This is a genomic window from Cryobacterium sp. BB736 (assembly GCF_014980265.1).
Classification (GTDB): Bacteria; Actinomycetota; Actinomycetes; order Actinomycetales; family Microbacteriaceae; genus Terrimesophilobacter.
In genome coordinates, this window is record NZ_JABXWQ010000001.1 from 587461 (window position 1) to 610457 (window position 22997).

Below are 22997 nucleotides of genomic sequence, written 5' to 3' on the forward strand. Positions count from 1 at the left end.
GTCAGGCGCGGGCGGCGAGCTGGGAGGCCACCAGTTCGGCGATCTGCACCGCGTTCAGGGCAGCACCCTTGCGCAGGTTGTCGTTGCTGATGAACAGGGCGAGGCCACGACCATTCGGCACACCCTCGTCCTGCCGGATGCGACCGACGTAGCTCGGGTCATTCCCTGCCGCTTCGAGCGGGGTGGGGACATCCGAGAGCGCGACGCCCGGCGCATCCGCGAGCAACTCCTGCGCGCGTTCGGGCGTGATCGACTTCGAGAACTCGGCGTTGATCGACAGGGAGTGCCCGGTGAACACCGGCACCCGCACGCACGTGCCGCTGACCAGCAGGTCGGGCAGCTCGAGGATCTTGCGGCTTTCGTTGCGGAGCTTCTTCTCCTCGTCGGTCTCGCCCAGCCCGTCGTCGACGATCGAACCGGCCAGCGGGATGACGTCGAACGCGATCGGCTTCGGGAACTTGGCCGGCGCAGGGAAGTTCACCGAGCTGCCGTCGTTCACGAGGCCGATCAGGTCCTGGTCGACGGCCGCGCGGATCTGCTCGAGCAGTTCCTCACCGCCGGCGAGACCGGCGCCCGACACCGCTTGGTAGGTGCTCACGATGAGCCGCTCGAGCCCGGCTTCCTCGTGCAGCACCTTCAGCACCGGCATCGCGGCCATGGTCGTGCAGTTCGGGTTCGCGATGATGCCCTTGCGCGCCTCGCCGATCGCGTGCGGGTTGACCTCGCTCACCACGAGCGGGACATCCGGGTCCATCCGGAAGCCGGACGAGTTGTCGATGACCGTCACGCCCGCCGCCGCGAACCGCGGCCCCTGGGCCTTCGAGGTCGTCGCGCCGGCCGAGAAGATCGCCATGTCGAGCCCGGTCGGGTCGGCCGTCGCCGCATCCTCGACCACGATCTGCTCGCCCTTGAAAGGCAGCGTCGTGCCTGCGGAGCGAGCGGATGCGAAGAACCGGATGTTTGCGACGGGGAAGTCGCGCTCCTCCAGCAGGCGGCGCACCACCGCGCCGACCTGACCGGTAGCGCCGACCACTCCGATGTTCACGCTCGTCATGTCAGCGCCCCGTTCCCGCGTGGACGACGGCGGGTTCCTCGCCGTCGAGTTCGAATGCGGAGTGAACCGCGCGCACCGCGTCATTGATGGTGTCGGCGCGCGTGACGACCGAGATCCGGATCTCGCTGGTGGAGATCATCTCGATGTTGATGCCGGCGTCGAACAGGGCGGTGAACAGCTTGGCGGAGACACCGGAGTTGGTGCGCATGCCAGCGCCGACCAGCGCGAGCTTGCCGATCTGGTCGTCGTACTGCAGGGACTCGTAGTTGATGTCATCCTGCGCCGCGGTCAGGGCCTGCATGACCTTGACTCCCTCCGACATGGGCAGTGTGAAGGAGATGTCGGTCAGGCCGGTGTCGGCGGCCGACACGTTCTGCACGATCATGTCGATGTTCGCCTCGGTGCTGGCGACCAGGTTGAAGATCTGCGCGGCCTTGCCCGGGACATCCGGAACTCCGACGACCGTGATCTTTGCTTCGCCCAGGTCGACGGCCAGTCCGGCGATCATTGGCTCTTCCACGGTTTCTCCGTTCTCGGGGTGAAGGACGAGGGTGCCCTCGTTGTTGTTGAACGACGAGCGCACGTGAATCGTTACCCCGTGCCTCCGCGCATATTCCACTGCGCGTATATATAGGACCTTGGCGCCGGCCGCGGCGAGCTCGAGCATCTCCTCGCTCGTCAGCCGGTCGATCTTGCGGGCGCTCGGCACGACCCGCGGGTCGGCGGTGTAGATGCCGTCGACGTCGGTGTAGATTTCGCAGACCTCGGCGCCGAGCGCTGCAGCCAGGGCGACGGCGGTCGTGTCCGAGCCACCCCGCCCGAGCGTCGTGATGTCGCCCGTGCCACGGTTGAAGCCCTGGAAGCCGGCGACGATCGCAACGGCGCCGGCGTCGATGGCTGCACGGATGCGGGTCGGGTTCACCTCGACGATACGGGCGCTGCCGTGCCGGGCATCCGTCGCCATCCCGGCCTGACTGCCGGTGTAGGAGCGGGCCTCGACGCCCATCGCCTTGATCGCCATCGCCAGCAGCGACATCGAGATGCGCTCGCCCGCGGTGAGCAGCATGTCGAGTTCGCGACCGGATGGCATCGGTGCGACCTCGCTGGCCAGGTCGACCAACTCGTCGGTGGTGTCGCCCATTGCCGAGACGACGACGACAACCTCGTTGCCGGCCTTGCGGGTCTCAACGATCCGCTTCGCAACACGCTTGATGCTCTCAGCGTCGGCGACGGATGACCCGCCGTACTTCTGCACGATGAGGCTCACGCGTTCTCCGGAATTGGTCAAGGGGGTCGAAGACAAGAATTCTACCGGCATGACCTTGACGCCTCGCTCAGCGTTACGCGCCCCGCAATGCGCTGGCGTAACTGCTCGGCAAATTGCTCAACATGGGTGGCCGCACAACGTGCGCTAGACACTTCCCTTAAGTTCGTCGCGACCCCTATCGGTAACCCCCCTCACTCGGACGTTAATGGGAACCAATCCAAAAGAACGAACAACAGACTGGAGCGAGCAATGATCGCCACCGAAAAGCTGCAAACCATAGTGCGCGACCACGGAGAGGTAGTCGACACGAGCGGAAACAAGATAGGCAAGGTGGGCCAGCTTTACCTTGACGACCAGACCGGCGACCCGGAATGGGTCACCGTCATGACGGGACTCTTCGGCATGTCCGAGAGCTTCGTTCCTATCCGCGATGCCACTCTCGAGGGCGACCACGTGAGGGTGCCGTACGACAAAGACATGGTGAAGGATGCGCCACGAATCGACGCGGACGCGCACCTCGACGAACGCCAGGAGGACGAGCTCTACAACTATTACCACCTGGAAGGAACGACGGGCGATCGCACGGACATGCGCTCCGACATGCAGGAACGGTCCGACGTGCGGGGCAAGACTGACGACGCGATGACCCGATCCGAGGAGGAGTTGCGAGTCGGCAAGGAACGCCACGCCACTGGTCACGCCCACCTGCGCAAGTACGTGGTGACCGAGAACGTGCAGACGACTGTGCCGGTCAGCCACGAGGAGGTGCGGGTGGTTCGCGAGCCGATCACCGACGAGAACATCGACGAAGCGCTCAGCGGCCCGGACATCACGGAGAGCGAGCACGAAGTGACCCTGCACGCCGAGACTCCGGTGGTCGAGAAGACCACCAAGCCGGTTGAGCGGGTGAGGCTCGAGAAGGACGAGGTCACCGAGCAGGAGCAGGTGAACGAGACCGTTCGCAAGGAGAAGATCGAGTCGGACGTCGACGACACTCGCCGAGACCGGGGCATGTAACGCGCCGCCTGCGGACATCCGCGGCAGGCGCACCTGGCGCGGATGTCCGCAACGGTCGCGGTTCAGTGGAACGAGCGCGGCTGTCCGGAACGGCGCTTAGTGCTGAACGCTCCGTCGGCCCTCAAACGCGCGACCCAGCGTGACCTCGTCGGCGTACTCGAGGTCGCCGCCGACCGGGAGACCGGATGCGAGGCGCGTCACGCGCAGGTCGGGCTGGATCAGCAGGCGACTGAGGTAGCTTGCGGTGGCCTCACCCTCGAGGTTCGGGTTCGTGGCGATGATGACCTCGGTGACGGTGCCGTCGGCGAGTCGCTGCATCAGCTGCCGGATCCGGAGGTCGTCGGGGCCGACGCCGTCGATCGGGCTGATGGCACCGCCGAGCACGTGGTAGAGACCCTTGAACTCCCGGGTGCGTTCGATCGCGGCGACATCCTTCGCCTCCTCAACAACGCAGATGAGGCTCGCGTTGCGGCGCGGGTCGCGGCAGATCGGGCAACGCTCCTGCTCGGTGACGTTGCCGCACACCTCGCAGAACCGCACCTTGTCGCGCACCTCGATGAGCACCTCGGCGAGACGCGAGACATCGAACGACTCGGTCTGCAGGATGTGGAACGCGATGCGCTGCGCCGACTTCGGCCCGATGCCGGGGAGGCGGCCGAGCTCGTCGATCAGTTCCTGGACGATGCCCTCGTACAACTAGCCCTCCATCGGCGTCACGCGCTGCTCGATCGGCTGTTCCTCGATGAAGCTCGCGTTCAGCAATTCACGCACGACTGACTCACCGTAACGCTGCCGGGGCGGCGGGACGTTGGACGGCCGGGCACCGGATGCGCCCGGCGCCGCGGCAGGTCGGTTCGGCTTCGTCGGTGCCGGCGTGGCGGCAGCCGTCGGCGGCGCGGCAGCCGTCGGCGCAGCGGCCGGTGCCGGTGCTCGGCGCTCGGCCGGCGGCTCCGAGTCCGGGATCTGTGCGACCGCCCAGCCGCCGTGTTCCTCCGGTGCCGGCTCGGGCTCCTCGGCGGGTGGCGGGACGTCGTCGTGCGGCGGCTCAGTGCGCTGCGGTTTCGCGGCCGCATCGACCCGAGCGATGAACTTCACCCGGATGCCCAGCACGTCGACGATCGCCTGGCGCAGGATCTCGCTCACACTCTCGCCGGCCGCCTGCGGCTGACGGAAGCCCGCGACGTCGTTCTCACTGGGGAACGCAAGCGCGAGCACGTCGTCTTTCAGGCCCATCGGCTTCGCGGTGAAGACGACGGCCCACGCGGTGCGCTTGCGCTCACCGACTGCTTCCACGATCTGGGACCAGGCATCCTTGAGCTGGTCGAAGGTGACGTCGGTGGGGGATGCTGCGGGGGCGGGGGCCGCTGCGGGGGCTGGTTTCGAGACGACCGGCTTCGCCGATTCTGGGGCGGGCGGGGTTGCCGCGACCGGCTTCGAGACCGCCGGCTTTGCGGCTTCTTCCTCAGCCACCGGGCCGGGCGCGGCATCCCCTGCAACACCGATTCGGCGCTCGAGACGCTCCACGCGAGCCAGCGTCCCGCGCTCGGACTCGTCGGCCGCGGGCACAAGCACTCGCGCCACCATGAGCTCCAGGTGCAACCGCGGCGACGTGGCGCCGGTCATCTCGGTGAGCGCGGCGTTCACGACATCCGCAGCCCGGCTGAGCTCGGCGCCGCCGAACCGCGCTGCCTGAGCCGTCATGGACTCGAGCTCGTCCTCTGGGATTCCGCGCAGCACCGCAGCGGCCCCTGAGCCGGTTGCTGCGACGATGATGAGGTCGCGCAGACGTTCGAGCAGGTCCTCGACGAACCGGCGCGGATCCTGACCGGTCTGGATGACCCGGTCGACCGCGGCGAACGCTGCAGCGGCATCCCGAGCGCCGATCGCATCGATGACCTCGCCGAGCAGCGCCGAGTGCGTGTAGCCGAGCAATGCGACCGCGCGCTCGTAGTCGATCGAGGTGCCGTCGGAGCCAGCGATGAGCTGGTCGAGCAGCGAGAGGGTGTCGCGCACCGAACCGCCGCCGGCACGCACGACAAGCGGCAGCACGCCGGGCTCGGCGGTGACCTTCTCCTCGTCGATGAGCTGCTGCACGTACTCGAGCAGTTGTGCGGGTGGCACCAGCCGGAACGGGTAGTGGTGCGTGCGGGACCGGATGGTGCCGATCACCTTGTCGGGCTCGGTGGTCGCGAAGATGAACTTCACGTGCTCCGGCGGCTCCTCGACGATCTTCAGCAGGGCGTTGAAGCCCTGCGGCGTGACCATGTGCGCCTCGTCGAGGATGAAGATCTTGTACCGGTCGCGCGCGGGAGCGAACACCGCGCGCTCGCGCAGGTCACGAGCGTCGTCGACACCGTTGTGGCTGGCGGCGTCGATCTCGACCACGTCGAGAGAACCGCCACCGTCGCGGGACAGCTCGATGCAGCTCGGGCACTTCCCGCACGGAGTGTCGGTCGGACCCTCCACGCAGTTCAGGCAGCGGGCCAGGATGCGCGCGGACGTGGTCTTGCCGCATCCGCGTGGTCCACTGAACAGGTAGGCGTGGTTGACCCGGTTGGTACGCAGCGCCGTCTGCAGCGGCTCGGTCACCTGGGACTGGCCGATCAGCTCGGCGAACGTCTCAGGCCGGTAGCGGCGATACAGGGCGGTGACCACGTACCAAGGATAGTGGCCACCCCCGACCTGGGCGGCCGTTGGTGTGGATGACTGGTTTCGAGACGATCGCTAGCGCGATCCCTCAACCAGCGGGGAGGGCGGCGATCGCCGCGACGGTTTGGCGCGCGATCTCCAGCTCCTCGTTGGTTGGAACTACGAGCACCGCCACCGGCGCATCCTCCGGCGAGATGTACCGAGCCGACTTGGAGGCCAGCTCGTTGCGATCCTGATCGACCTCGATCCCCAAGAACTCCAGCCCGGCGAGCGCCCGCCGCCGCAGCAGTCCGTTGTTCTCGCCGATGCCCGCGGTGAAAACCAGGGCGTCCAGACCGCCGAGCTCCGCAATGTACGCGCCGATGTAGTGCCGGATGCGGTGCCGCCACACGGCGAGCGCCAACTCGGCCGCCTCATCGCCGCGTGAGCCGGCCTCTTGCACATCGCGCATGTCACCGGTGCCGGTGAGACCCAGCAGCCCGCTCCGCTTGTTGAGCAGGTCGTCGAGCTCATCGACGTTCATCCCTGCCTGCCGGCGCAGGTGGAACACGACGCCGGGGTCGATATCGCCCGACCGGGTTCCCATCACGAGACCCTCGAGCGGGGTAAGCCCCATCGACGTGTCGATCGACTTGCCGCCGCGAACCGCGGTCGCCGATGCTCCGTTGCCGAGGTGCAGCACGATGATCCGCAGCTCCTCGACCGGCCGCCCGAGGAAGCGCGCCGCCTCACCCGCGACATACTGGTGCGACGTGCCGTGGAACCCGTAGCGCCGCACCTTATAGCGCTCAGCGATCTCCCGGTCGATGGCGTAGGTGTACGCCTCCGGCGGCAGCGACTGGTGGAACGCGGTGTCGAACACCGCGACGTGCGGCACGTCCGGAAGGGCAGCACGGGCGGCACGGATGCCGAGCAGGTTCGCCGGATTGTGCAGCGGCGCGAGCGACGACACCTCCTCGATGAGCCGCTCGACCTCATCCGTGATCACCGTCGCCTCGGAGAAGTGCGGGCCACCGTGCACCACCCGATGCCCCACTCCCACGATGTCGCGGTCGGTGCCGATCGTCTCGACGAGCACGCGCTTCATGCCTGCCTCGTGGTCGGGCACCTCGCCCGGCTCACCGATGCGCTCGATGATCCCATCGACCACGGGCTTGTCAGTGTCGAGGTCGATCAGCTGGTACTTGATCGAGGAGGACCCCGAGTTGACGATGAAAACCTGGCTCATCGCTTCGCGCTCTGGGCTTGGATGGCGGTGATGGCAATGGTGTTGACGATGTCCTTCACCGTCGCGCCGCGGGACAGGTCGTTGACCGGCAGCCGCAGCCCCTGCAGCACCGGCCCGATGGCCACCGCACCGGCGCTGCGCTGCACCGCCTTGTACGTGTTGTTGCCGGTGTTGAGGTCGGGGAAGATGAACACCGTTGCCCGCCCGGCGACCTCCGACTCGGGCAGCTTCGCCTTCGCCACCGCAGCGTCCGCCGCCGCGTCGTACTGGATGGGCCCGTCGACCGGCAGGTCGGGTCGTCGCTCACGCACGATCGCCGTCGCGGCGCGCACCTTGTCGACGTCGGTGCCGGTTCCGGATGCGCCGGTCGAGTAGGACAGCATCGCGATCCGTGGATCGATACCGAACTGCACGGCCGTCTCGGCTGCGGACACCGCGATGTCGGCGAGCTGTTCGACAGATGGGTCGGGGATGACCGCGCAATCGCCGTAGACCAGAACCCGGTCGGCGAGTGCCATGAGGAACACGCTCGAGACGACCGAGACATCCGGTTTGGTCTTGATGATCTCGAATGCCGGGCGGATGGTGTGCGCTGTGGTGTGTGCGGCGCCGGAGACCATCCCGTCGGCGAGTCCCCTGTGCACCATGAGGGTGCCGAAGTAGCTGGGGTCGGTGACGGTGTCGCGCGCGCTCTCCAGGCTGACGCCCTTGTGGGCGCGCAGCTGCTGGTACTCGGCAGCGAACTTCTCCCGGAGCACGTCGTCGAACGAGCTGATCACCTGCGCCTGGCGGATGTCGAGGCCGAGCCCGATCGCGCGGGCCCGCACCTCGATCTCCTCGCCGAGGATGGTCAGGTCGGCGATGCCGCGCGAGAGCACGGTGGCGGCGGCACGCAGGATGCGGTCGTCCTCACCCTCGGGCAGCACGATGTGCTTGCGGTTGGCCCGTGCGCGCTCCACCAGCCCGTACTCGAACATCAGGGGTGTGACGACGTCGGTGCTCTCCACCTCGAGCAGTTCGAGCAGTTGCGCCGAATCGACGTGCTGCTCGAACAGCGCCCGCGCACTGTCGAGCTTGCGCTGCGAGTCGGCGGCGAGGCGCGGCCGGATGTTGGTGATCGTCACCGCGGTGTCGTAGCTGCCCAGCGGGGAGGCGATGATCGGCAGCGTCGGCCGCACGCCGTCGATGAGCTGGATGATCTGGTCGGGCACTTCGAACCCGCCGTTGAGCACGATCCCGGCCAGGGAGGGGAAGGTCGCCGACTCGTTCGCCATGATGACAGCGAGCAGCACCTCGGTGCGGTCGGCCGGGACCACGACGACGGAGCCCTCGATCAGGCGCAGCAGCACGTTGTTCATGCTCATGCCGGCGACAACAACGCCCATGGCTTCGCGGTCCAACAGCTCGTCGTCGCCGCGCACCAGCGTGCCGTCCGTCGCTTCCATGATCGAGCGCATCGTCGGGGCGACCAGCACCGGGTCCTCTGGTACCGACCACACCGGCGTGCTGGTCTGGGTGCCGACGGCGGCGGTGATCTCGTCCAGCCGTTTGGGATCGCCGCGGTTGACGATGACGGCGGCCAGATGGGCGTGCTCATGGCGCAGCTCGTCGATGGCGATCTCGGCAGCCTGGCCGACCGCCTCCGGGGTGCGCGCGAGCCCGGTGGTCTTGCTGCGTCCGCCGACCACCAACAGCACCGGCATTCCGAGGTTCGCGGCGATGCGCGCGTTGTAGCCGAACTCGGTCGGCGCGCCGACTCCTGTGTAGTCCGAGCCGAGCACGACGACCGCGTCGCATTTGGCCTCGACGGCCTTGTACCGTTCCACGATGCGGGCGAGCGCGGCATCCGGGTCATCGTGCACGTCCTCGTAGCCGACGCCGATGCACTCGTCGTAGTCGAGGTCGACACCGTCATGCTCAAGCAGCAGCGAGAGCACGTAGTCGCGCTCGGTCGAGGACCGGGAGATCGGACGGAACACTCCCACCCGATTCACCGACCGGGAGAGCGTCGCCAGCACTCCGAGAGCGATGGTCGACTTGCCGGTGTTGCCTTCCGCCGAGGTGATGTAGACGCTGCGTGTCGAGTTCAGTTTCGAGACTTCCCTTCGCCGCCGGTGGCGCGGCACCAACAATCCTACGGAACCCTCTGCGGCCGCCGGAGCGGTCAGTCGGCGCCGGTGCGAGGTCCGGCGTGCGCCCCCTGGAACACCCAGTCCGCAACCTCGGGGATGTCCTCGCCGTGATCCCGCGTGTACTGACGCGCGCGAATCCGGGCATCCTGCATCCGTTGCCGCAGCGTCGCCTGCGTCTCGGCGAGGTGCGGCACGCGGTCGATCACGTCAATGACCAGCTTGTACCGGTCGAGGTCATTGAGCATGAGCATGTCGAACGGGGTCGTGGTCGTGCCGTTCTCCTTGTAGCCGCGCACGTGCAGGTTGTCGTAACCGGCCCGACGGTAGGTGAGGCGGTGGATGAGCGTCGGGTAGCCGTGGTAGGCGAAGATGACCGGCTTGTCGACGGTGAACAGGGCGTCGAAGTCGGCGTCTGACATGCCATGCGGATGTTCGCGCTGATCCTGCAGGCGCATCAGGTCGATGACGTTCACCACCCGAACCTTCAACTGCGGCAGGTGCTCCCGGAGAATGGATGCCGCGGCGATGGTTTCCATGGTCGGCACGTCGCCTGCGCAGCCGAGCACGACATCCGGTTCCTCCCCCGCCACTTCGGTGCCGGCCCAGTCCCAGATGCCGGCGCCCTGCGTGCAGTGGGCGACGGCCTGCTCCATGGTCAGCCACTGGGGCTGCGGCTGCTTGCCCGCCACGACGACGTTGACGTAGTCGGTCGTGCGCAGGACGTGGTCGTAGGTGCTCAGCAGCGTGTTGGCGTCGACCGGGAGATAGACCCGCACGACCTCGGCCTTCTTGTTGATCACGTGGTCGATGAAGCCGGGGTCCTGGTGGCTGAATCCGTTGTGGTCCTGCCGCCAGACATGGCTGGAGAGCAGATAATTGAGGCTCGAGATGGGGCGGCGCCACGGCAGTTCCCGCGCTACCTTGAGCCACTTGGCGTGCTGGTTGAACATCGAGTCGACGATGTGGATGAACGCCTCGTACGAGTTGAAGAGGCCGTGCCGCCCGGTCAGCAGGTAGCCCTCGAGCCAACCCTCGCACAGGTGCTCGCTGAGAACCTCCATGACGCGTCCGGTGCGCGCGAGATTCTGGTCGACAGGCAGGATGTCGGCCGCCCATTGTTTGGCAGTGTGCGAGTAGACGGCGGGAGCGAGCCGGTTGGATGCTGTCTCGTCGGGGCCGAAGATGCGGAAGTTATCGGGGTTGTCGCGAATGACGTCGGCGAGCCAGGTGCCGAGCACCCGTGTCGCCTCGCCGTCAACCGCGCCCGGTCTCGGAACCTCGACCCCGTAGTCGCGGAAGTCCGGCAACTTGAGTTCGCGGCGCAGCAGCCCGCCGTTTGCGTGCGGTGTTGCGCTCATCCGCAAGTCCCCATAGGGCACGGATGCCTTCACGAGCGGGGTCGGTGCGCCGTCGGCGTCGAAGAGCTCCTCCGGTCGGTAGGAGCGCATCCACTCCTCGAGAATGACGGTGTGCTCTGCCGAGCCGCGCACATTCGAGAGCGGCACCTGGTGGGAGCGCCAGGTGTTCTCGACCGGTTCGTCGTCGATGACGGGCGGGCAGGTCCAGCCCTTCGGTGTGCGCAGGATGATCATCGGCCAGCGCGGGCGGGACGTGTCGCCGTCGGCTGCGCGTTGCCGAATCGCGGCGATCTCGTCCATCACCTCGTCCAGGGTGCGCGCCATCCGCTCGTGCACGAGCATCGGGTCTTCGCCGTCGAAACCGCCCTCGACGACGTACGGCCGGTGGCCGTGCCCGCGCATCAGGTCGAGCAGCTCGTCGTCGTCGATTCGGGCGAGCACAGTCGGATTGGCGATCTTGTAGCCGTTGAGATGCAGGATGGGCAGCACGACGCCGTCCTGCACCGGGTCTATGAACTTGTTCGACTGCCAGCTGCCGGCGAGCGGGCCGGTCTCCGCCTCGCCGTCCCCGATCACGGCGGCGACAAGCAGGTCCGGGTTGTCAAACGCGGCGCCGTAGGCGTGGCTCAGCGAGTACCCCAGTTCACCGCCCTCGTGGATGGACCCGGGCGTCTCCGGGGCGACGTGGCTGGGGATGCCGCCGGGGAAGGAGAACTGGCGGAACAGTGCGCGCATCCCGTCGGTCGTTTGCGAGATGGCCGGGTACACCTCGCAGTACGTCCCGTCCAGCCACGCGCCCGCGACCAGGCCGGGACCGCCGTGACCGGGACCCGTGATGTAGAGCGTCTTCTGGTTCCGTTCCCGGATGATGCGGTTCAGGTGGGCGTAGAGGAAGTTGAGTCCAGGGGTGGTTCCCCAGTGTCCGAGCAGCCGGGGCTTGATGTGCTCGGCGGCGAGCGGATCGGACAGCAGTGGGTTGTCGAGAAGGTAGATCTGCCCGACGCTGAGGTAGTTGGCCGCCCGCCAATACGCGTCGACCGCGGCGAGAGTGCCGGCATCCGGTTCGCCAGGAGCGGCGGTCTCGGCTCGCTCGATGGTCTTGTCCGACATTCGGTTCTCCCGCTCGGTCGCCCTCGCTTCATCCTAGGGAGCGGGTATTACCGCACACTCAGGTGCCGTTGAGGCCCGCCGCCCGCGAGACTGCGCAAACGTACTGAAACGCCCTCCCAAGCGCACTTTCCTGCAGTTTCGGCCGGTGCGTTCGCGGTGAGAAAAGAAAGGACCCCTCGCGCACCCGCCAGAGCCGGGTTGCCCTTGCTACGTTTCCGTCCTGGGGGAGTTGGCCTGGATGGCGCCACGCGAGGAGCCGCCGCTAGTCTACCGGTTCGGCACTTTCGGTCCACTCCACAGCTCAGAGCAGAATCCCGAGCGGCTTCTCGAGCACCGCGACCAGGTCGGCCAGGAACGCGGCCCCGGTCGCGCCGTCCATCACCCGGTGGTCGACGGTGAGCGTGAGCTTCAGCTTCGACACCTCGGCGAGCGCCCCGTCGCGCATGACCGGCTCCTTGGTGGCCGCGCCGACCGCGAGAATCCCCGCCTCTGGCGGGTTGAGCATGGCCGTGAACTGGTCGATGCCGAACATGCCGAGGTTGCTGACACTGAAGGTGCCGCCGCTCATCTCGTCCAGGGCGAGCTTGCCGGCGCGGGCCTTCTCCGCGAGCGCGCGCGTGCGCTGGGCCACCTCGCTGAGCGAGATCCGGTCGGCGTCCTTGATGACCGGCACAAGCAGCCCGTTGTCAGTCGCGACCGCCACCCCGATGTTGACGCGGTTGTGACTGAGCACTGCGTCCCCGTCCCAGGATGCGTTCGCTTCCGGATGCCTGCGCAGCGTCACCGCGGCGGCGCGCACGATGAGGTCGTTGACGCTCACCTTCACGCCTTGGCTCTCGAGGGTCGCGTTGATGCTTGCGCGGAACTCGAGGAAGGCGTCGAGCTCGGCGACCGCCGTGAGGAAGAAGTGCGGCACCTGCTGACTCTCGGTGAGCCGCTTCGCCGCCACCATCCGGATGCGATTGGCCGGCACCCGCTCGGACTCCTTGGCATCTGCTGCGCCGGTAGGTGTCGCTTGCTTCAGCTGCGGTGCTTCAGGGGCAGGTTCTTGCGGCTGCTGCGCTGGTGCGCCTTCGGATTCCGAAGCGGCGATCGCCGCCTCGACGTCGGCGCGGATGATCCGCCCCTGCGGCCCTGTGCCCTCGATCGTGGCGGGGTCGATGCCGTGGTCGCGGGCCAGCTTGCGTGCGAGCGGCGACATGCGCGAGACACCGCCGGTGGTGAGACCCGCAGCAGCCTTCCCGCTCGGTGCGGCCGTGGGCTCCGGGCTGGCCGGTTCGCCCGGCTCCTCTGCCTCCGGCTCCGGCGTCGCCTCCGGCTCCTCTTCCGAGGGCTCGCCAGTCTCCTTGCCGCCGGCCGCCTCCTGCTCAGCTGGCTGCGGTGCGGCATCCGGTGTCTTGGCGCTGGAACCGTCACCGATGACCGCGACCGCCTGGCCGATCGGCACGATTGTGCCTTCTGGCACGAGTTGCTGCTCGAGAACGCCGTCCTCGAACGATTCGAGCTCCATGGTCGCCTTGTCGGTCTCGATCTCGGCGATCGCGTCGCCCTTCGCGACCGGGTCGCCGACATTCTTGAGCCACTTGGCGAGTTCACCCTCCTCCATCGTGTCGGAGAGACGCGGCATGGTCACTTCGGACATCAGTGCCTCCTACTTCCTGAACCCGCTGGCGTCGAGGGTCTCCCGGATGACACGGGTGAGGTCATCGGCATCCGGCAACGCGGCCAGCTCGAGGGGTTTCGCATACGGCAGCGGCACCTCGGCGGCGGCGACCCGCCTTACCGGCGCATCCAGGTAGTCGAATACGCCCTCGCCGATCGTCGCGGCGATCTCGGCGCCGACGCCGTAACTCAGCATGTCGTCCTCGAAGATCACCGCGCGACTCGTCTTGCGCACCGAGTCGCAGAAGGTCTCCCGGTCGAGCGGTCGCAGGCTGCGCAGGTCGACGACCTCGATCGAGATGCCTTCCTCGTCGAATGCGTTGGCCACCTCGAGCGCCGTCACCATGCCGCGCGAGTAGCTGACGAGGGTGAGGTCGGTGCCCGTCTTGACGACCGCAGCGCGGCCGATCTCGGCGACCAGCTCGCCATCCGGAACCTCGCCCTTGCGGTTGTACAGGGCCAGGTTCTCGAGGAACAGCACCGGGTCGTCGTCGCGGATGGCCGCGGTGAGGAGCGCCTTGGCGTCGGCTGGGGTCGACGGCGCGACCACCTTCATCCCTGGGATGTGCGCGTACCAGACCTCGAGGTTCTGCGAGTGTGTGGCCGCGAGCTGCTGCCCGCCGCCGCCAGGGGTGCGGATGACCATGGGCACGCTGGATTGGCCGCCGAACATCCCGTAGATCTTCGCCGCGTGGTTCACGATCTGGTCGATCGCGATCAGGCTGAAGTTGAGCGTCATGATCTCGACGATCGGTCGGAGGCCGAGCATCGCCGCGCCGACCGCCGCGCCGACGAAGCCCTCCTCCGAGATCGGGGTGTCGACGATGCGCTTCGGGCCGAAGTCCTTCAGCAGGCCGGCGGTGATCTTGTACGACCCCTCGAAGACACCGATCTCCTCGCCCATGACGAAGACGTTCTCGTCGCGCTCGAGTTCGGCGCGGATGGTCTCCTGCAGCGCCTGCCGGTAGGTGATCACCCTCGGCTCGCTCATCTGGCCATCACCGGCTCTCCCGGGTATGCGTTCGGCATGTTGGCGACCTCGGTGGCGTAGCTGAACTCGAACAGCTCCTCCTCGCTGGGCAGCGGGCTGGCGTCGGCGAAGTCGACCGCCTCGGCGACGGTCTGCTCGACGTCTTTGTGCAACTGTTCTTCGGCCGCGTCGTCGAGCACTCCCTGCTCGGCGAGCCGGGCGCGGAACGCGGGGACCGGGTCGTTCTGCTTCGCCTCCTCGACGTCGTCCGGATGGCGGTACTTCGCCGGGTCGACGACCGAGTGGCCGCGCAGCCGGTAGCTCAACGTCTCCAGAATCATCGGCTGCCGTTCGACGCGCGCCCGTTCGAGTGCGGCGAGCGCCGCGCCGCGCACCACAATCGGGTCGTCGCCGTCGACGCGCTCACCGGGGATCCGGTACGCCGCACCCCTCTTATACAGATCGGGTTCAGCGGATGCCCGGTCGACGCTCGTGCCCATCCCGAGCTGATTGTTGACGATCACGTAGACGATCGGCAGCTTCCACAGGCCGGCGAGATTCAGTGACTCATGGAACGCGCCGATGTTGGTGGCGCCGTCGCCGAGGATGCACATGACCGCCTCGGCGTCCGGCGCCGGCTCGCTGCGGTAGGCGATCGCGAGTGCTGCGCCGGTCGCCGGCGGCAGCTGGCCGCCGACGATGCCGTAGCCGCCAAGCATTCGGAGCTCGCTGTCGAACATGTGCATGGAGCCGCCGCGACCGCCGACGACACCGTCGGTGCGGCCGAACAGCTCGGCCATTACACGGCGGGGTTCCATGCCGCGGACGATCGCGTAACCGTGGTCGCGGTAGGAGGTGAAGAGGTAGTCCTGCGGTTGCAGCGCGGCCATCAGCCCGACGACGGTCGCCTCCTCGCCGAGGTTGAGGTGGCAGTAGCCGCCGATCTTGGCGCGCGCATACATCTCGGCCGCCTTGAGCTCGAACTCGCGCACGAGCACCATCTGCTCGTAGTAGCCGCGCAGGGTGTCGGGGCTGTCTTCGGGTGCTTGATTGGCTCCGGATGCTGGTTTGGTCCGGGATCGTGGCTGGGCTCCGGTTTGCGGGTTTGCCTTCTCGCGCCGCTTGGGTTCCGCCATGACCGGCCTCACTCCTTCGAATGACCCTGTCTCATCACAGTAGGCACGCTTCGAGTGGTGGTGGCCGACTTGCACCGATCGCACAGGGAGCGGAGGTCTGGGGCGGCGCGCGGCATCCAGCCGATCGCGTAGGATGTGGGAGGTCATCCGGCACCGCCGGAACACCAGGAGGATTCGCCTAGTGGCCTATGGCGCACGCTTGGAAAGCGTGTTGGGTGCAAGCCCTCGGGGGTTCGAATCCCCCATCCTCCGCAGCGCGATGAGTCGGGACATAGGTATCACCTGAGTCGCGACAGCTGTCACGTAGGAAGTCCCCGGCCATCGGCCGGGGACTTCGCTGAGGCTTAGCGCATCGACACCAGGATCTTCACTTCGTTGTCCTTATTCGTGATGAGACGCTCGAAGCCCTGCTCGACAAGGTCGTCGACAATGATCTTCGACGTGATGAACGGCGCGAGGTTCACCTTGCCGCTTCGTACGAGTTCGATCGCCTCGGGGTGGTCGTTCGCGTAGCCGATCGAACTGCCGAGCACATGATCGCCGAACGTCAGCTCTGCTGCGATGTTGATCTCGACCGGTTTCGTGTGGATCGCGACGACCTCGAGACGGCCGCCAGCACCCAGCACCTCGAGAAGCTGGTGCACCACCACGCCGACGCCGGCCGCGTCGAACGCGAGATCAGCTCCCGCACCCCCGCTGTGCTCGGCCACCACGCTCCCCAGGTCTTCGGTCGAAGGGTCGACCACGGCATCCGCGACCCCCGACGAATCAGCCTTGGCGCGGCGGGCCGTAGAAACTTCACTGACGATCGTCTTCACGCCCTTTGCCCTGAGCACTGCTGCCACAAGCAGACCGATGGGACCGGCGCCGCCCACAACGGCGAGCTGACCCTCGGTTGCGCCGGCATGCTTCACTGCGTGGAGCGCCACCGCGAGCGGTTCGATCATCGCGGCCTGGTCAAGTGGGATATCGCCCACAGGGTGCACCCAGCGCTTCTCGACGACGATGTGCTCGCTGAGGCCACCACCGAGTCCTGAGATGCCGATGAATCCCATCTGCTCGCACAGGTTGTACTTGCCCGCCTTGCAGGCGGGACAGGTGCCGTCGACCATGAGCGGTTCGACGACCACGGAATCACCGACCTTAAGTCCTTCAACGCCTTCGCCAGTCTCCTCGACAACGCCGGAGAACTCGTGACCGAGCACGACGGGCAGTGTCTCGCCCGAAAGCGGGTGCGCGGCATCGGACGTCGGCGCAGGAGGCATTGGTCCGTCGTGGAACAGGTGCAAGTCGCTACCGCAGATGCCGTTGAAAGCCGGGGCGATCTTGACGGTGCCCGCTCTCAGCTGAGGCTCCTCCACCTCTTCGACTCGTATGTCTTCCTTGCCGTAGTATCGGGCGGTCTTCATGGCTCACACTCCTTCGTCGTGTCCATCCACCAGGGTTACTCGCCGGACGTGGGGGCCCCGTCGTATGACGGATGCCAGCGGTTGCCGAGACACTAACCAAGGCATCTGGACACGCACTGTGGCGTGCGACCTGGCCGCGACTCCAGCGGTCATCCGCAAGCCCTGCGGTCATCCGCGACAGGTGCGCCGGGCGCGGCTGTCCGGAGCGGGCGCATTCCGGGGCGCCGCGAAGCCTGAGTGCCAGCCGTGTGCCCGGCCGGGTGCTCTGCGGTTAACGTGACACGACCGGGACTCAACGCCCGTCAGATCAGACGCGTTCACAAGACGCCTGCTTCAAGGAGGAAGCGATGCGAAAACTACTACTCGTGCTCGTCGCGGCGTTCGCGATGATCCTCGGCTACGCGGCACCAGCATCCGCGATCACCGGGGACTTCGTGGAAGACAACGAGCACCCGTTCGTCGGCCTTGTCGTCTTCTACGACGATGCAGGCGAGTTCACTCACAGGTGTTCCGGCGCTCTCCTCACCCCGACGGTGTTCCTGACCGCAGGTCACTGCACGCAGGGCGCGTCAACCGCGCGGGTCTACTTCCAGCAGGATGCCGGCGCGAACCTCGACCCCGTCACGGGCGTCGACCCTGTGACCGGCTACCCGGAGACCTGCGCCGCCGGGACCCTCGGCGTGCTGTGCGCGACCTCGGATGAGCTCTACGACTTCGGGTTCACGAACACGCTGCCGAACACAATGGACGCCGGCATCGTCGTGCTCGATCAGCCGATCATGCTCGCCGAGTACGGTTCGCTGGCCGTGGCCGGGTCGCTGGATCAGTTCGCGACGGCGCGCGGTCAGAAGAACCTGACCGTCACCGCCAGCGGGTATGGCCTGACCGAGGTGAACCCGGTCCGGTTCACCTCCTTCCGCGAGCGGCTGATGGCTGAAGCGAAGATCACCAACCTGCGCAGCGCGCTCACCGACGGGTTCAACCTGCAGACCAACGGCAACGGTCTCGGCAAGGGCGGGACCTGCTCGGGTGACTCGGGTGGACCGGTGTTCTACGGCGGGTTCGAGTCGAACACGATTGTCGCCGTCACGTCGTTCGGCTTGAACCAATGGTGCCGCGGCGTCGACTTCGCGTACCGCACCGACCAGGCCGCGGTACTCGAGTGGATCGAGTCGGTCATCGGGCCGGAGGAGTTCGCGCAGATCGACTTCGTGACGATCTAGTACATCGACGGATGCCGGTCGCGACGGTGCGGCCGGCATCCGCCTTGCCTGCGCCTGTCCGCGCCCGTTCCGGACATACGCGCTCCGGCCGCCAACCCGCGCGGTTCCGGACATTCGCACCCGTCCGCCCAACTGCGCCCGTTGCGGACAGCCGCGACGGGTGCACGGGGCGCAGATGTCCGGAGCAGGCGCGTCAGGCGATTGCGGCCCACTGCTCCGCGTTGATGATGATGACGCACACCAGCGAGGTCAGCAGGATCAGCCCGAACAGGATCGCGAGGGTGATGAGCCGCACGCGCTGGCGCTCCACCAGCAGCCGCACGCCGATCATGGCCAGGTACAACGCCAGGACGATGGCGAACCCGGTCCAGGCGACTGCAGGGTCGAGGACCGACAGCCAGGCAAGCATGCCTGCGCAGATCGCCGCCAGGATGCCGCCGACGACAAGCCAGATGGCCCCGGATGACGTCCGCAGCGCAGGCTGGTTTCCGACCTTGGTTGGGTCGTAGTCACCCGACATGCTGCTCACCTCCACCTGAGAGCGAGGCTAGGAGCGTCACCTGTGAGCCGTGTCAGCGCCGCTTCAACGTGCCGAAGATGCCCTTGATGACGTTGTTCACGATCGACTTGCCCTGTCTGGAGGAGAGGAAATCGGTCACTGGGTCGCGCTCCTTGGCCGGCTTGCTGGTGCTGCGAGGCGCCTTGGGCGTCTTCGGCAGCGACTTCTCCCACTCGCGCTGCATCCGCTCGTACTCCGCCTGGGCATCCGGCGTCTTCTCCTTCGCCGCCTCGGCCGCCGTCTCGAGCTTCCGGGCGAGGATCTCGCGAGCCGACTCGGGGTCGAGCGCGGTTCCGTACTTCGCCTGGAGCGGTGACGCGGCGACCAGTGCACCCATCGCATCCGGCGAAGACGGGTCCATCTGCCCTTGCGGGGCACGCAACCTGGTCCACGCGACCGGTGTCGGCGCCCCCTTCTCGCTCATCACGGTCACGATGGCCTCGCCGGTCCCGAGCTGGGTGAGCACTTCCTCGAGGTCGTACCCGGAGGTCGGATAAGTCGACACGGTCGCGCGAAGCGCCTTCGCCGCATCCGGCGTGTGCGCCCTCAACTGGTGCTGGATGCGGGAACCGAGCTGCGCAAGCACGTCATCCGGCACATCCTTCGGCGTCTGCGTCACGAACACGATGCCGACACCCTTGGAGCGGATAAGTCGCACGGTCTGCACGATCTGGGCCAGAAAGGACTTGGACGCGTCCTTGAACAGCAGGTGCGCCTCGTCGAAGAAGAACACGAGCTTCGGCTTGTCGGTGTCGCCTACCTCGGGCAGGTCGTTGAAGAGGTCGGCGAGCAGCCACATGAGGAAGGTGGAGAACAGGGCAGGCTTGTCCTGCACACCCGGCACTTCGAGCAGGCTGATCACACCGCGACCGTCGGATGCGGTGCGCAGCAACTCGGCCGTGTCCATCTCCGGCTCGCCGAAGAACGCGTCGGCGCCCTGGTCGGCGAAGGTGATGAGCTCGCGCAGGATCACCCCGGCGGTCGCCTTGGAGAGGCCGCCGAGGTCCTTCAGGTCGTCCTTGCCGTCGCCGACGAGCCAGTTCAGGACCGCACGCAGGTCGGCCAGGTCGACCAACGGGAGGCCGGCCTTCTCGGCGTAATGGAACACCAGGCCGAGCGACGACTCCTGGGTGTCGTTCAAGCCGAGGACCTTGGACAGCAGCAGCGGCCCGAACCCGGAGATCGTCGCCCGCACCGGCACGCCGACGCCGGTGCCGCCGAGGCTGAACAGTTCCACTGGGAACGCTGCGGGTGCCCAGTCCTGGCCGATAGCGGTGGTGCGCTCGAGCAGCTTCTCGCTCGGCTGCCCTGGGGTTGCCACGCCGGTGAGATCACCCTTGATGTCGGCGGCGAACACCGGTACGCCGGCGGTGGACAGCTGCTCGGCGAGCACCTGCAGGGTTCGGGTCTTGCCGGTACCTGTGGCACCGGCCACCAGCGCGTGCCGGTTCAGCATGCCGACCGGGATGCGCACCTGCACGTCCGGGAGCGCGTCGCCGTTGACGAGCGCGCCGAGTTCGAGCACCGAGCCGTCAAAGGCGTAGCCGGAGCGGATGCTGTCGACGTCGTCCCTGCTCAGCGGAGCCTGGGGAGCCGGCTGCGCGTCGCTGCTGACCCGTCCGGATGTCTCGGCATCCGCCTCGGCCTTCGCCAGGGCCGCCTGTGCCTCGGCCAGGGCGCGCTTAGCTGCTTCGACCTGCTCCGTCGCATCCGTCATGCGGCAAGCCTAAGTACCTTCGTTTCGCCGCAACAGTCCTGCACAACAGGGGGCGCTAGGCGTCGGTCACGCGCGACGTGTCAACGCGGCCACGGCCGAAGGCGTCGATCCGGCCCCACCGGCCGGGGATGTCGAGCAGCTCGAGCCGGCCGATGTTCGCCGGAAGCGCCGGATCCACGATCAGGTGACCGTCCATCGGCTCCAGGCCGAGCATCGTGCGCAGCAGCAGCAGCGGCGCACCGGTCGACCACGCCTGCGGGCTGCACGCGGTGGGGTACTGCACAGGGAACTTGGTCATCGACTTCGGATAGCCGCCGAACGCTTCCGGCAACCGGCCGTCGAAGAAGCGAGACGCCTCCAGGATGCCTGCCGCCACCAGCGCAGCCTCGTCCTTGTAGCCGTAGCGCCGCAGCCCCCACGCGACGAACGAGCTGTCGAACGGCCAGATGGTGCCGTTGTGGTAGCCGATCGGGTTGTACCGGGCCTCCCCTACGGCGAGGGTGCGGATGCCCCAGCCGGAGAACAACCGGTCGCTCATCAGGTGGTCGACGACGGCTTGGGCCTTCGAGTCGTCGACGATGCCGCTCCACAGCAGGTGGCCGATGTTCGAGGTGAGCGCATCCACCTGCCGCCCGTCCGGATCGAGGGCTAGGGCGAAGTACTCGCCGTCGGCGACCCAGAAGTCCTGGTTGAAGCGTCGCTTCAGGTCCGCGGCCTGCTTCTCCAGGTCGGTCGCGAATTCCGGATCGTCCCACACCTCGCGCGCGAGCCGGGCGGCGCGCATCTTGGCGTCGTAGGCGTACCCCTGCAGCTCGCAGGTTGCCCGGGGGAACCCGGGCAGCTTGCCGTCGTGGAATGAGATCGAGTCCCACGAGTCCTTCCAGCACTGGTTCTCCAGGCCGGTATCGGCGTTGCGGCGCTCATACGACACGTAACCGTTGCCCTGCAGGTCCGCGTAGCTGTCGATCCAGTGCAACGCGGCGCGTGCCTCGAACTCGAACTCCTTCACGAGTTCGGTGTCGCCCGTCCACCGTTCGTACTCGTCGAGCAGGATCACGTACAGCTGGGTGGCGTCGGCCGAGCCGTAGTAGGGAGAGTGCGGGCGCTCCTCGAACGCGGTCATCTCACCGAAACGCACCTCGTGCAGGATGCGGCCGGGGTCCTCGTCCCGGAAGTCGTCGACCCTGGTTCCCTGTCGCAACCCCAGTTGCCGCAGCGTCGTGGCTGCCAATTCGGAACTGAACGGCAGCACCTGCAGGCTGGTGAAGATGCTGTCTCGGCCGAACATCGTCATGAACCAGGGCAGCCCGGCCGCCGGCAGGCTGTTTCGTCCGGCAGTCAGCGGCGAGAACCGCAGTGCCGCAAGGTCGACGAGACTGCGCTGGTAGGTCCTGGTCAGGGTCTCCCAGTCACAACCGAGGCGCGGTGTCTCCTCCAGCCAGCGGCTGAGACCAAGCGCCATGTCCGGGATCGGCCGCCTCGCCTGCTCCGCGAGCGAGCGCCCCTGTCCCTCGACGTGCTGTGCGCTCACTCCGATAGCGACATCCAGCTCGGTCTTCCAGGTCTCGTGTGGGCCGATCGTGATCGTGAACGTCAACCCGTTCTCGTCCACTGTGCACTCCTGGGACGACGAGATGGCCGTCGTTCGGTGGTAGGTGTCGCGTTCGTAGGCCAGGTGGAGCCCATCGCCCTCCACCCGCTTGGAATACGACCCCTTCTTCTTCAGCGCGTCTTTCACCTCGAAGAGGTCGGCAAAATCGGCATCCGCGTCGATCTGCACCGTGAGCTCGACTGCCTCGTCATCGTGGTTCAGGATCGACAGCACCTCGGTGAAGCCGTTGCCAACCGAGCGCTGCCGGATGACCGACATGGTCGCGTTCACATAGACACTGCCGACCCCAGGCACGAGGAAGAACCGGGCCTCGAAATATTGCAGGTTATCGGTCGACAGCGAGGTGAGCCGCTCCCCGCCCACGGTGAGTACCCACTTGGACAGGAACCGGGTGTCGAAGGAGAACAGCCCCGTCGGGTCAGTTGGCGACGCCTCGACGTCGCCGACCTCATCGCTGACCACGAAGGTGTTGCCGTTCAGGATGCTGATCAGCTCGCTCATGAGCCGCCCCTCGTTTCTGCTGTCGGATCCCATCCGGGAGGCGGGCTGGGGAAAATGCGTTGAATGGTCACGAGCAGCTCGACGTCGCCGCGCGCGGCGAGCGCGCCACGCAGCACCGCCGCGTTGGCGTTGGTACGGCCGGCGACCAGGTCTTCGAAGGTCGATCGATCGCCGCGGATTGTGCAATCGGCTGATCCGGACTGCCGGGTGACCGTCAGCTGGCCGTGATCAACGACCACCATCCACGAGTCCGCGTTGTCACCATCGACAATCTCGAACCGGATGCTGCCGGCAACCTTGCGCAACAACGGCTCGTTCCCGCGTGCCCCGAGTTCTTCGAAGAATCGGGCGGGATCGTCGGAGGTTACTGGAGACGATGACGAATTGTTCACC

17 protein-coding genes, 1 tRNA gene and 1 other RNA gene are annotated in these 22997 nt (G+C 67.1%); 3 read left to right on the forward strand and 16 right to left on the reverse strand.

Annotated features, from left to right (window positions below):
• Position 1: 1 nt before the first annotated feature.
• Both IRG63_RS02740 and IRG63_RS02745 read right to left on the reverse strand, forming a co-directional pair.
• On the reverse strand, positions 2-1054 hold the full coding sequence (locus tag IRG63_RS02740) for an aspartate-semialdehyde dehydrogenase (protein WP_193509165.1): 1053 nt from the start codon (positions 1052-1054) through the stop codon (positions 2-4).
• Between the two features lies 1 nt (position 1055).
• Positions 1056-2321 (reverse strand): aspartate kinase, encoded by a 1266-nt coding sequence (locus IRG63_RS02745; protein ID WP_168625719.1) that lies wholly within the window; start codon positions 2319-2321, stop codon positions 1056-1058.
• 249 nt (positions 2322-2570) lie between these two features.
• Here IRG63_RS02745 and IRG63_RS02750 point away from each other — a divergent pair, with 249 nt between their 5' ends.
• Positions 2571-3338, forward strand: a complete 768-nt coding sequence (locus IRG63_RS02750; RefSeq protein ID WP_193509167.1) for a PRC and DUF2382 domain-containing protein — start codon at positions 2571-2573, stop codon at positions 3336-3338.
• A 96-nt stretch (positions 3339-3434) separates the two neighbouring features.
• Here IRG63_RS02750 and recR read toward each other — a convergent pair whose 3' ends face one another.
• The 9 genes from recR to pdhA all read right to left on the reverse strand — a co-directional run bounded on the left by recR (position 3435) and on the right by pdhA (position 15583).
• Positions 3435-4034 carry a recombination mediator RecR gene (recR, locus tag IRG63_RS02755; RefSeq protein ID WP_168625721.1) on the reverse strand — a complete coding sequence of 200 codons (600 nt, stop codon included), beginning with the start codon at positions 4032-4034 and terminating at the stop codon, positions 3435-3437.
• A complete protein-coding gene (locus IRG63_RS02760; RefSeq protein WP_193509168.1) occupies positions 4035-5993 on the reverse strand; it encodes a DNA polymerase III subunit gamma and tau in 1959 nt (652 codons plus the stop codon).
• An 82-nt stretch (positions 5994-6075) separates the two neighbouring features.
• Entirely contained in the window at positions 6076-7215 is a 1140-nt protein-coding gene (locus tag IRG63_RS02765) for an acetate/propionate family kinase (RefSeq protein ID WP_193509169.1), read from the reverse strand.
• Complete coding sequence (pta, locus tag IRG63_RS02770) at positions 7212-9341, reverse strand: phosphate acetyltransferase (protein ID WP_370566162.1); 2130 nt, start codon at positions 9339-9341, stop codon at positions 7212-7214. The genes IRG63_RS02765 and pta overlap by 4 nt, the downstream gene beginning before the upstream one ends.
• Before the next feature lie 38 nt (positions 9342-9379).
• Positions 9380-11815, reverse strand: coding sequence for a phosphoketolase (locus IRG63_RS02775; RefSeq protein ID WP_193509170.1), 2436 nt, complete (start codon positions 11813-11815; stop codon positions 9380-9382).
• Positions 11816-11979: 164 nt separating this feature from the next.
• An RNA gene (gene ffs / locus IRG63_RS02780) (signal recognition particle sRNA small type) lies at positions 11980-12076 on the reverse strand.
• 40 nt (positions 12077-12116) lie between these two features.
• Positions 12117-13457, reverse strand: a complete 1341-nt coding sequence (locus tag IRG63_RS02785) for a dihydrolipoamide acetyltransferase family protein (RefSeq protein WP_193509171.1) — start codon at positions 13455-13457, stop codon at positions 12117-12119.
• 9 nt (positions 13458-13466) lie between these two features.
• Positions 13467-14468 carry an alpha-ketoacid dehydrogenase subunit beta gene (locus tag IRG63_RS02790; RefSeq protein ID WP_193509173.1) on the reverse strand — a complete coding sequence of 334 codons (1002 nt, stop codon included), beginning with the start codon at positions 14466-14468 and terminating at the stop codon, positions 13467-13469.
• Entirely contained in the window at positions 14465-15583 is a 1119-nt protein-coding gene (pdhA, locus tag IRG63_RS02795; protein WP_193509174.1) for a pyruvate dehydrogenase (acetyl-transferring) E1 component subunit alpha, read from the reverse strand. The genes IRG63_RS02790 and pdhA overlap by 4 nt, the downstream gene beginning before the upstream one ends.
• Before the next feature lie 167 nt (positions 15584-15750).
• Here pdhA and IRG63_RS02800 point away from each other — a divergent pair.
• A tRNA-Ser gene (locus IRG63_RS02800) sits at positions 15751-15835 on the forward strand.
• Between the two features lie 92 nt (positions 15836-15927).
• Here the strand turns inward: IRG63_RS02800 and IRG63_RS02805 are convergent.
• Positions 15928-16992, reverse strand: coding sequence for a 2,3-butanediol dehydrogenase (locus tag IRG63_RS02805; RefSeq protein ID WP_193509175.1), 1065 nt, complete (start codon positions 16990-16992; stop codon positions 15928-15930).
• Between the two features lie 347 nt (positions 16993-17339).
• Here IRG63_RS02805 and IRG63_RS02810 point away from each other — a divergent pair, with 347 nt between their 5' ends.
• On the forward strand, positions 17340-18215 hold the full coding sequence (locus IRG63_RS02810; RefSeq protein WP_193509176.1) for a trypsin-like serine protease: 876 nt from the start codon (positions 17340-17342) through the stop codon (positions 18213-18215).
• A 193-nt stretch (positions 18216-18408) separates the two neighbouring features.
• Here IRG63_RS02810 and IRG63_RS02815 read toward each other — a convergent pair whose 3' ends face one another.
• The 4 genes from IRG63_RS02815 to IRG63_RS02830 are packed head-to-tail and all read right to left on the reverse strand — an operon-like array spanning position 18409 to position 22996.
• Positions 18409-18750 carry a hypothetical protein gene (locus tag IRG63_RS02815; RefSeq protein ID WP_168625730.1) on the reverse strand — a complete coding sequence of 114 codons (342 nt, stop codon included), beginning with the start codon at positions 18748-18750 and terminating at the stop codon, positions 18409-18411.
• A gap of 37 nt (positions 18751-18787) precedes the next feature.
• Complete coding sequence (locus IRG63_RS02820; protein WP_193509177.1) at positions 18788-20491, reverse strand: helicase HerA-like domain-containing protein; 1704 nt, start codon at positions 20489-20491, stop codon at positions 18788-18790.
• A 55-nt stretch (positions 20492-20546) separates the two neighbouring features.
• Positions 20547-22604 carry an amylo-alpha-1,6-glucosidase gene (locus tag IRG63_RS02825; RefSeq protein WP_193509178.1) on the reverse strand — a complete coding sequence of 686 codons (2058 nt, stop codon included), beginning with the start codon at positions 22602-22604 and terminating at the stop codon, positions 20547-20549.
• On the reverse strand, positions 22601-22996 hold the full coding sequence (locus IRG63_RS02830; protein WP_168625733.1) for an SCP2 sterol-binding domain-containing protein: 396 nt from the start codon (positions 22994-22996) through the stop codon (positions 22601-22603). Before IRG63_RS02830 ends, IRG63_RS02825 begins: the two co-directional genes overlap by 4 nt.
• Between the last annotated feature and the right edge of the window lies 1 nt (position 22997).

Excerpts from the sequence above, each read along its gene's own strand:
- IRG63_RS02740 (WP_193509165.1), bottom strand. The coding sequence starts at position 1,054 with ATGACGAGCGTGAACATCGGAGTGGTCGGCGCTACCGGTCAGGTCGGC.
- IRG63_RS02750 (WP_193509167.1), top strand. The coding sequence starts at position 2,571 with ATGATCGCCACCGAAAAGCTGCAAACCATAGTGCGCGACCACGGAGAG.
- IRG63_RS02765 (WP_193509169.1), bottom strand. The coding sequence starts at position 7,215 with ATGAGCCAGGTTTTCATCGTCAACTCGGGGTCCTCCTCGATCAAGTAC.
- IRG63_RS02775 (WP_193509170.1), bottom strand. The coding sequence starts at position 11,815 with ATGTCGGACAAGACCATCGAGCGAGCCGAGACCGCCGCTCCTGGCGAA.
- IRG63_RS02785 (WP_193509171.1), bottom strand. The coding sequence starts at position 13,457 with ATGTCCGAAGTGACCATGCCGCGTCTCTCCGACACGATGGAGGAGGGT.
- IRG63_RS02790 (WP_193509173.1), bottom strand. The coding sequence starts at position 14,468 with ATGAGCGAGCCGAGGGTGATCACCTACCGGCAGGCGCTGCAGGAGACC.
- pdhA (WP_193509174.1), bottom strand. The coding sequence starts at position 15,583 with ATGGCGGAACCCAAGCGGCGCGAGAAGGCAAACCCGCAAACCGGAGCC.
- IRG63_RS02805 (WP_193509175.1), bottom strand. The coding sequence starts at position 16,992 with ATGAAGACCGCCCGATACTACGGCAAGGAAGACATACGAGTCGAAGAG.
- IRG63_RS02810 (WP_193509176.1), top strand. The coding sequence starts at position 17,340 with ATGCGAAAACTACTACTCGTGCTCGTCGCGGCGTTCGCGATGATCCTC.
- IRG63_RS02820 (WP_193509177.1), bottom strand. The coding sequence starts at position 20,491 with ATGACGGATGCGACGGAGCAGGTCGAAGCAGCTAAGCGCGCCCTGGCC.
- IRG63_RS02825 (WP_193509178.1), bottom strand. The coding sequence starts at position 22,604 with ATGAGCGAGCTGATCAGCATCCTGAACGGCAACACCTTCGTGGTCAGC.